Raw genomic sequence first — 8,060 nt, 5'->3', positions numbered from 1 at the left:
TTGCTGCGTTTTGTCCGGCCATCCACGGCGCTGCCTTTTTCCTTGGCGGCCGTATGCGGCTTGATGCCGAGGGCCTTGAGCGCCTGCAGGTGTTCCGCCACGTCGTAACCTTTGTCTTCGCCCAGGGTACTGCCCGGGTTCAATGTGCGCCCAGCCATTATTTCCGCAGCCTCCCGCTCGGCTGTGCCAGTGGCCTGTGTGGTTTCCACATCCACCACCAGCCCGTTGCGGTTTTCCATGAGGATGTGTGACAGATGCCTGAGCTTGGCTTCAGCAAACTTCGCTTTCTTGTACAGGCGCGCATCCGGATCTGTCTTGGACTCATGCGTGGCATTGCTGCGCTTTTCGCCTTTGAAATCGGCTTCGACATTGCGGCCACCGCCTGCGCCGTCGCCATCATCCGAGCCATCCTTGCGCACAAAGCTTTTGTGCGAGGCCCAGGCTTCGATCATCGTGCCATCCACGCTGAAATGCTCGTCCGAGGTCAATCCGGCCCAGTCGGCCAATGCCAGCACCCACCTGAAGAAATCCCGCAGCAGGGTTTGTTCCAGCAGGCGATCGCGATTGGCGCAGAACACGGTGCGTTCCCACACCCGGTCATCCACGCCCAGCCCGACAAACCAGCGAAACAGCAGGTTGTAATCCAGTTGTTCCATCAACTGCCGTTCGCTGCGGATGCTGTACAGCACTTGCAACAGCAGTGCGCGCAGCAAGCGCTCGGGGGGAATTGAGGGGCGACCAATACGGGAATAGCGCCGATCAAACTCGGCACTCATCGACACCAGAATCGCATCCACCGCGATCTTCAGTTTACGTAGCGGATGAGCCGCAGGAATCCGGTCCTCCAGATCCACATAGCTGAACATTGCCCCTTGAACAAAATCACTGCCGCGCATCGTCGTAAAAACAGAAAATTGGGTTGTCGGGATTATCTCAGCCTATGCCAGACCCCGTTTTGATTGGGGTCGTTCCTTTTTCACCACCCTGTTAAAGCGTAGCTTTTAACCGTCCCGGTTGATTTAAGGGTTAGCTGACATTTATTTCTTAAACTCTAGTTTTTTTATGATTTCCATTATTATTTCTTGTGTATTTATTGGAAATGTGTCGTTTGTATTTTTTTCATTAGTTGCAAAAATTCTTGATGCTATGTCAGTCTTTATTTTGTCTTGCTGATCTTTAGGGAGTGAGGCAATGTATGGATTTATTGCTTTTAGGTCCAAAGATTTTTGATGGTAGCTGTATTGTTGTATTCTGTGCTTTGTTGACTCCCTCGCCAAGTAGGCCGATGGAATTGATAACAAAAAAGCCAAAACCGTTCTAAATATGGTTTTTTGTAGATCAAATTCATTGTGTGCATTATCCCAGAGGGTGTATCCAATAATGGCAATAATCACAATCATGCACGATATTGATCCATATCGTAACCATTCTGCGGCTTTCTTTTCCTCTGCAGCACCATTTTCATAACTTCCTGCGATCGCATGATTGCTAAGTATTCCAACAATTCTATCAATTTCAGCCTTCTTTTCATCAAGCTCAGTTTTTGCTTTTTCAAACAGCGCATTAACCTCTGATATTTTTTCTAGCGCCTTGTGCTCAATTCCCCGTATGATTTCTTCCGTGTAATCAATTTTTTCCTGATTATCTTTAATTGATTTTTTGTGTTTTTCATCAATTTTTTCAAGTGATTCATTTGCTATTTCTATTTGGGCTAGAAGTTTTGCTAAATTTGAATTTATTGTTTTTTCGTTATAATTTGCGGACTTCCTTTTTGCCTCGTCTGGCGTAAATGTGCTGACCCTTTCTTTCATTGCGTTTGTTAGATTGTTGCAATCAATTTGCAAATCAGTAATTATTTCTTTTGTTTCTGTTGTAATTTTACTCGTCTCTGGGGTTTGACTGCTCATATTTCCAATGAACAGTGTAAGCATAGCTATTGAATTACCTAGACTATCAATGTCGACTCCCTCACTAATGCTCTTATTAATTGAGTCTAGTTGTTTACTCGCATTATTTATTGATGTCTGCAATACGTTTGGAATGCGCTTGTCAGTCAGTTCATTGATCAGCTTGTTTAAATTTGTTTCAATATTTTCAATGATGCCAAATATAATCTCTGAGTGAATGCTCATGTGCGTACTCTAGATGTTAGCTAACGTTTGGAATAAGGTGTGCCGAGCGCCAGCGAGGGGAGCCAAAAGCTTGCCTTTGACCGTCCCTGCTTCATTGAAGGGTTAGAGATTTTTTTCAAGACAACCCTCTGTGGCCTTAACCAATTCACGAATAAAACGAATTACTTTTTCAAGCTCATCGCGTTTAATTAAATGAGATGTAGGCGAACCATTTTGAATTGGTTTTGAACGATGCACCGCTTCGCCTCGCTTTGCAATCCAAGCATTCAGTGTTGCTCGCGCTTTTTCTGGATCGTGATTTGCCCAACTCCAACCCTCAGTCACATCAATGGATAGATAATCAACAAAAATTTTCTTTGTTTTATCTGATGTCGGATTATGAAATTGCTTCAAATCATGTTGTAATTTTTTGTGAATAAAATCACCAACATAACTTCCTGCGACAACGCCGAGCTTTTTATCCATTGCTTCGACAAGGCGATCTTCAACGTAAGTTTCCCAAGCGGTGAGTGCCATAACCAACCCTGCTCGTTTTAATACTTCAGCGTTAGCAGGAGGTGGGTTGCAGTTAATCGCATCGAAGTGCGCGAGCAATTCTTCTGCGTCTTTAATGCCATTTTCAAATGACTGTTTGGCGCGTGACATGAAAATCTCTAACTATATGTAGGCACCACTTGGTGCCTAAAAAATAACACACCATCTGTCGCCTAATTCGGCAGATGGCAGCAAAAACAGAACGATCGTTCTATCATTAAAATCTATCAAAACAAACGCTTTACGAGACTCATCATGCTGACTGCTGTGTCGCCTGCATCCGTACACACACCAAAATCTGCGCCTCGCCTTATTGATCGCATGTGCCAAGCCTTGCGTTATCGCCACTACAGTCTACGCACTGAAGAGGCTTACATCTATTGGGTGAAATTCTTTGTTAATTTTAACGAAAGGCGTCACCCGGCGGATATGGGCAAGGATGAAATTGTGGCTTTTTTGTCATGGCTGGCCAGTGTGCGGCAAGTTTCAGCATCTACTAAGAGCCTGTTCACGATCTTTTCACCGCAGCGCCAGACAGGAAAAGGGTTAGCCACAAGGCGAACGACACTGGCAATAACGAGTTATTTCCAAGATGTTCAATGCGGTGGATGGCCATTTTCCTGCCTGGCCCGGCAGGTTCCGGGTATTGCCGGCAGCCGCCGGCGTTACAAACCGCTTGTGGTACACGTACCACGGCACGGTTTGTGCCTTGGCCTCTATCCGGCACTGCCCGGAACGCTGCGGTGAAAAGATCGTGAACAGGCTCTCAGAATCAGGCGCTGTCAGCGCTGCCATTTCTTTACAAGGTGGTATTGCAAGTTGATTTGCCGTGGGTGGGTGAGTTTTCTCGCGCTAAACAGGCAGTTCAGCTCCCTACGGTTTTGAGTGTTCAGAAGGCGAAACAATTGTTGCAACAGATGGATGGGATAACCGGACTGGTGGCGCATTTACGCTATGGCACGGGTATGCGCCTGTGGAGGTTGCGCCTGCGGGTAAAGGCCGCCAGACAGGCTATTTATACGTCACCCATGAATGACTGGTTTGACCTTGCGGATTCAACTGATGGACACAACACCTATCACGGCTGATCCCGCCGACGCGAGAACAGCGACACCAGCAGGCGGGCCATGCCCCAGGTAAGCAGTAGCCAGATTGCTGCAGCCAACATCCAGCCTGGCAGTGTTGGTGCACACCATCCCCATCCGCATGCGCCGTTGTGCTGCAGCACACCCGGCATACCCAAGGCATGTGCGGCATACGCGATCAGGAATGGCAGCAGAAAAACCAAGCCGATCGGGGAATCGAGATAGCCAGGCCACCAATATCCCGGCAGTATCAGCAGCACCTGTAAGGCGCAGAGCAAAAGGAACATTTTAGCGACAGGCCATCGCTGAAACATCTGCCGGTATCGATTCAAAGCAGGCTCCTTGTCATGCCACGATCGTTTTGTATTCGATTGGCTACCTGATCCACCATGTTGCCAGCATCCAGCCGGCGGCATCGTAATAGAGCGGTAGATTGGGTGGATACGCCAGGCGGTTTTTCCATGCCGCACGGTGGGTGGCGCTATACCAGTGCGGGATGATGTAGTAGCCATGGCGCAGCACCCGATCAAGCGCATGCACGGCCGTCACACGCTCAGCCCGCGTCTGGCTGTTTACCACCGCATCGATCAGCCGGTCCACAGCAGGGTCCTTGATGCCGATCACATTGCTGCTGCCCTTTTCTGTGGCGGCCTTGCTGCCGTAATAGTCGTAGAGCTCGATGCCCGGGCTTTGCGTATCGCCAAAACGCAGGCTGATCAGGTCAAAATCGAAATCATCGAGCCGGCGCTGGTAGAGCGCGTAATCGACCTGTCGCGTTTTCACGGTAATACCGAGCTTGGCCAGATTGCGCTCGTACACGGCAAACACGCGGCCCATGCTGCCACCATCATCCAGCCACTCGAACACAAACGGCTCGCTCCTGGCATTGCGCAGCGCGCCATCGCGATAAGTCCAGCCGGCCTGCGCAAGCAGATCACGCGCACGGCGCAGGTTATTGCGCAAGGAATCGGGCGGAGTGGTAACCGGAGGGACTGGTGCGGGGCCAAATACGGCCGGATCAAGCCGTGCGCGCAGCGGTTCCAGCAAGGCCAGCTCCGCCGGACTGGGCAAGCCTTGTGCCGCCAATTCTCCGTTGGAGTAGAAGCTATCGATACGCACGTACTGGCCATAGAACAACTGGCGGTTCAGCCATTCGAAATCGAGCGCCAGCCCCAGTGCCTGGCGCACGCGCTTGTCGGCGAATTGCGGCTTGCGGATATTCAGCACAAAGCCTTGCATGCCGGCGGTGTTGTGATGCGGGAATGCCTGCTTGCGCAATTCGCCGGAACGGAATTTCGGTCCCACGTACTGGCGTGACCAGTTGCGTGCGCTGTACTCCACCAGAAAATCGAATTCGCCGGCCTTGAAGGCTTCCAGCTTGGCCACATCATCCTTGTAGAAACGGTAGGTAATGCGGCCGAAATTGAACTGGCCTCGCCGCACCGGATGATCCGCCGCCCAATAATCCGCGCGGCGCTGATAGCTCAGATTGCGCCCCAGGTCATAGCGTGCAATGGCATACGGGCCGCTGCCGATCGGCATATCGAGCACGATCTGCTCCAGCGGCTTGCCGGCGCCCCATTTGCGCGAAAAAACCGGCAGGCTGGCCACTGTCAGCGGCAATTCCGGGTTGGGCCGGACAAATCGATAGCGCACAGTACGCGCATCCAGCACGTCCGCGCCAGCCACCTCCGCCAGCGCGGAGCGGTAGACCGGGCTGGCAGCCTTGCTGGTCAGCGTATCGAAGCTGTGTTTGATATCAGCTGCCAGCACCGGATCGCCATTATTGAAGCGTGCGGCCGGATTCAGCCGGAAGGTGGCTGATAGGCCATCGCTTGCCATCTGCATATCCTCGGCCAGCAATCCGTAGATGCTGGCCGGCTCATCCAGACTGGCCACCGCCAGCGATTCAAACACCAGCGGAGACAAACCCGGGGCAGCAGTACCCTTGATCACGAACGGATTGAACGAATCGAAACTGGTGCGCCGGTCCGGATTGGGCAACACCAGCTCCCCCCCTTTGGGCGCATCCGGATTCACATAGGAAAAATGGCTGAAGCCAGCCGGATATTTCGGCGCATAGCCAAGCGCCAGGGCATGCGCCGCCCAGGCCTGGTGGACACACAGCAACAGAAAAAGAAGCGTGAGCAGTCGTTTCATTCCTGCATGATAAAGCGTGTTGCTTCGGGCTGAAATCGGAAACGGTCAGGGATGGTAGAATGCTGCGATTGTTCCCGTACCGCCAAACCATGCCCTTTCTTGCGCTTGATACCTCTACCGAATACCTGTCGCTCGCTGTCACCACGCCAGATGGCATCGTTGGCCGCTGCTGGCATATCGAACAGAAACATGCAGAGCAGACCCTGCCACGCCTGGCCGAACTGCTGAACGATTGCCAACTGACGATGCAGGACATCGAAGGCGTTGCCTTTGGCAACGGCCCCGGCTCGTTCACGGGCTTGCGCATCGGTTGCGGCATCGTCCAGGGGCTGGCATTTGCCTGTGATCTGCCGGTGATCGGCATTTCCACACTGGAAGCGCTGGCGCAGGGCTGCGGCGCGAATCGGGTTCTGGCCTGTCTGGATGCACGCATGAATCAGGTCTATGCCGCCGCCTATGAACGCACCGATGCCGGTTGGCGCGAGGTCATCCCGGCCACGGTGTGCGATCCGCACGCGCTGCCGCTGCCGCCCGGCGATGACTGGACCGGCGCTGGCAGTGGCTTTGCCGCCTACGGCACGATCCTGGCGGAACATCTATCCGGCAAATTGATTGCGGCCGAAGCGGAACGCATCCCGCTGGCAGCCGACATGCTGGCGCTGGCACTACCCCGCTTTGCTGCAGGACTGGGACGACCGGCACAGGAGGCCGAACTGGTTTACCTGCGCGACAAAGTGGCGCTGAAAACCAGCGAGCGCACCAAGCCGTGATGATCCGTCTGCTGCAAACCACCGATCTGGAAGCCTTGCTGGCGCTCGATGTCGCGACCAATCCGCACCCCTGGAACCGCCAGCAATGGCTGGATTCACTTTCGCAACACCGCTGCCTGGGCCTGTTTGCAGATGACATGCTGCTCGGATTTGCCGTGTGCATGGATCTGCCCGACGAGGCGGAACTGCTGCTGATCGCGGTGGCACCGCAACGACAAGGCACAGGGCTTGGACAACAGTTGTTCCATCGCCTGTGCGATCAGTTGTGCACGGAGAACAAGCAGCGCTTGCTGCTCGAAGTACGCGCCTCCAATCTGCGGGCACAGCATTTTTATCTGGCTGCCGGATGCAACGAACTCGGTCGGCGCAAGGGCTACTACCCGACAGCAGACGGGCGCGAAGACGCACTGCTGTATGCCCGGAATCTGGACAGGACACAACCATGAACCGCCGCGCGCTGATACTGGAAGAGCTGGAACTCACCCCGTTGTGGGTGCGGCGTGAGCTGTGGCAAGCAGACGAGCAGGAGGATATTGCCACGCAAGCCTTGCCGGTGGAGCAGATTCCCCGGCCTGAGGAAATCACGCCCAACCTGGAACCACAGGCCCGCCACCCTTTGCCGCCCGTGGCTCGCGCTGCCAATCGCGCCATCGCCCCGATGCTTGGCCAGCCCCCGGCAACGAGGCCCACGCACGCGCCTGCAGACATCGAACCGGCGGCGACAACCAGCCAGACGCCACAGCCAGCCAATCCGCGCGCCGACGAGATTGCGCGCATGGATTGGGATGCGCTGCAAGCATCGGTCAGCACCTGCAGCGCCTGTGCCTTGTGCCAGTCGCGCCAGCAGGCCGTGTTTGGCGTGGGCAATCCTGCCGCTGACCTGGTGATCGTAGGCGAAGCACCGGGCGCAGAGGAAGACCAGCAGGGTGAGCCCTTTGTTGGTCGGGCCGGCAAGTTGCTGGATGCCATGCTGGCCAGCATCGGCGAAAAGCGCGGCGAACGCGTCTACATCGCCAATGTCTTGAAGTGCCGTCCACCGGGAAACCGCAATCCGCTGCCAGATGAAATCGGCTTGTGCGCCCCTTACCTGCTGCGGCAACTGGAGCTGATTGCGCCCAAGGTTATCCTGGCTGCGGGGCGTTTTGCCGCGCATACCTTGTTGCAAACGGATGCGCCGTTATCGGCCCTGCGCGGAAAGACGCATGACTGGCGCGGCATTCCGGTACTGGTGACCTATCACCCGGCCTATCTGTTGCGCAACCTGCCGGACAAAGCCAAGGCGTGGGACGATCTTTTGCGTCTGAGCGACATCCTCGGCAAACGATAACGGCATCTGCCGCACGATCAGGTATGCTTGCAGGCAACACAATCTGCGGCAC

10 protein-coding genes are annotated in these 8,060 nt (G+C 54.2%); 5 read left to right on the top strand and 5 right to left on the bottom strand.

What is annotated here, in order from left to right; all coding sequences use genetic code 11:
* The 3 genes from AC0KVQ_RS03595 to AC0KVQ_RS03585 all read right to left on the bottom strand — a co-directional run.
* Positions 1-896 (bottom strand): IS5 family transposase (locus AC0KVQ_RS03595; protein ID WP_473419752.1); only part of this gene is annotated, 896 nt, incomplete at its 3' end.
* Between the two features lie 141 nt (positions 897-1,037).
* Positions 1,038-2,132 carry a hypothetical protein gene (locus AC0KVQ_RS03590; protein ID WP_473419751.1) on the bottom strand — a complete coding sequence of 365 codons (1,095 nt, stop codon included), beginning with the start codon at positions 2,130-2,132 and terminating at the stop codon, positions 1,038-1,040.
* A 102-nt stretch (positions 2,133-2,234) separates the two neighbouring features.
* Positions 2,235-2,777 (bottom strand): HEPN domain-containing protein, encoded by a 543-nt coding sequence (locus AC0KVQ_RS03585; protein WP_473419750.1) that lies wholly within the window; start codon positions 2,775-2,777, stop codon positions 2,235-2,237.
* Between the two features lie 144 nt (positions 2,778-2,921).
* On the opposite strand from AC0KVQ_RS03585, the gene AC0KVQ_RS03580 reads away from it, so the two are divergent.
* A complete protein-coding gene (locus AC0KVQ_RS03580; RefSeq protein ID WP_473419749.1) occupies positions 2,922-3,413 on the top strand; it encodes a site-specific integrase in 492 nt (163 codons plus the stop codon).
* A gap of 65 nt (positions 3,414-3,478) precedes the next feature.
* Complete coding sequence (locus AC0KVQ_RS03575; protein ID WP_473419748.1) at positions 3,479-3,754, top strand: hypothetical protein; 276 nt, start codon at positions 3,479-3,481, stop codon at positions 3,752-3,754.
* Here AC0KVQ_RS03575 and AC0KVQ_RS03570 read toward each other — a convergent pair.
* Both AC0KVQ_RS03570 and AC0KVQ_RS03565 read right to left on the bottom strand, forming a co-directional pair.
* Positions 3,745-4,038, bottom strand: coding sequence for a hypothetical protein (locus AC0KVQ_RS03570; RefSeq protein ID WP_473419747.1), 294 nt, complete (start codon positions 4,036-4,038; stop codon positions 3,745-3,747). The genes AC0KVQ_RS03575 and AC0KVQ_RS03570 overlap by 10 nt on opposite strands.
* 88 nt (positions 4,039-4,126) lie before the next feature.
* Entirely contained in the window at positions 4,127-5,911 is a 1,785-nt protein-coding gene (locus AC0KVQ_RS03565; RefSeq protein WP_473419746.1) for an extracellular solute-binding protein, read from the bottom strand.
* A gap of 59 nt (positions 5,912-5,970) precedes the next feature.
* Between AC0KVQ_RS03565 and tsaB the strand changes: the two genes are divergently transcribed.
* Genes tsaB through AC0KVQ_RS03550 form a run of 3 tightly spaced genes read left to right on the top strand, consistent with a single transcriptional unit; the run spans position 5,971 to position 8,008 of the window.
* Positions 5,971-6,681: a tRNA (adenosine(37)-N6)-threonylcarbamoyltransferase complex dimerization subunit type 1 TsaB gene (gene tsaB, locus AC0KVQ_RS03560; RefSeq protein WP_473419745.1), complete on the top strand. Its 711-nt coding sequence runs from the start codon at positions 5,971-5,973 to the stop codon at positions 6,679-6,681.
* On the top strand, positions 6,681-7,127 hold the full coding sequence (rimI, locus tag AC0KVQ_RS03555; protein WP_473419744.1) for a ribosomal protein S18-alanine N-acetyltransferase: 447 nt from the start codon (positions 6,681-6,683) through the stop codon (positions 7,125-7,127). The genes tsaB and rimI overlap by 1 nt, the downstream gene beginning before the upstream one ends.
* The gene (locus AC0KVQ_RS03550; RefSeq protein ID WP_473419743.1) at positions 7,124-8,008 is read left to right on the top strand and encodes a uracil-DNA glycosylase; all 885 of its coding nucleotides are present in this window, start codon (positions 7,124-7,126) and stop codon (positions 8,006-8,008) included. Before rimI ends, AC0KVQ_RS03550 begins: the two co-directional genes overlap by 4 nt.
* Positions 8,009-8,060: the final 52 nt, after the last annotated feature.

It is taken from the genome of Formivibrio sp. oc-25, from assembly GCF_055810895.1.
This window is presented reverse-complemented; position numbering and strand designations above follow the sequence as displayed.

Excerpts from the sequence above, each read along its gene's own strand:
- AC0KVQ_RS03590 (WP_473419751.1), bottom strand. The coding sequence starts at position 2,132 with ATGAGCATTCACTCAGAGATTATATTTGGCATCATTGAAAATATTGAA.
- AC0KVQ_RS03585 (WP_473419750.1), bottom strand. The coding sequence starts at position 2,777 with ATGTCACGCGCCAAACAGTCATTTGAAAATGGCATTAAAGACGCAGAA.
- AC0KVQ_RS03580 (WP_473419749.1), top strand. The coding sequence starts at position 2,922 with ATGCTGACTGCTGTGTCGCCTGCATCCGTACACACACCAAAATCTGCG.
- AC0KVQ_RS03570 (WP_473419747.1), bottom strand. The coding sequence starts at position 4,038 with ATGTTCCTTTTGCTCTGCGCCTTACAGGTGCTGCTGATACTGCCGGGA.
- AC0KVQ_RS03565 (WP_473419746.1), bottom strand. The coding sequence starts at position 5,911 with ATGAAACGACTGCTCACGCTTCTTTTTCTGTTGCTGTGTGTCCACCAG.
- tsaB (WP_473419745.1), top strand. The coding sequence starts at position 5,971 with ATGCTGCGATTGTTCCCGTACCGCCAAACCATGCCCTTTCTTGCGCTT.
- rimI (WP_473419744.1), top strand. The coding sequence starts at position 6,681 with ATGATCCGTCTGCTGCAAACCACCGATCTGGAAGCCTTGCTGGCGCTC.
- AC0KVQ_RS03550 (WP_473419743.1), top strand. The coding sequence starts at position 7,124 with ATGAACCGCCGCGCGCTGATACTGGAAGAGCTGGAACTCACCCCGTTG.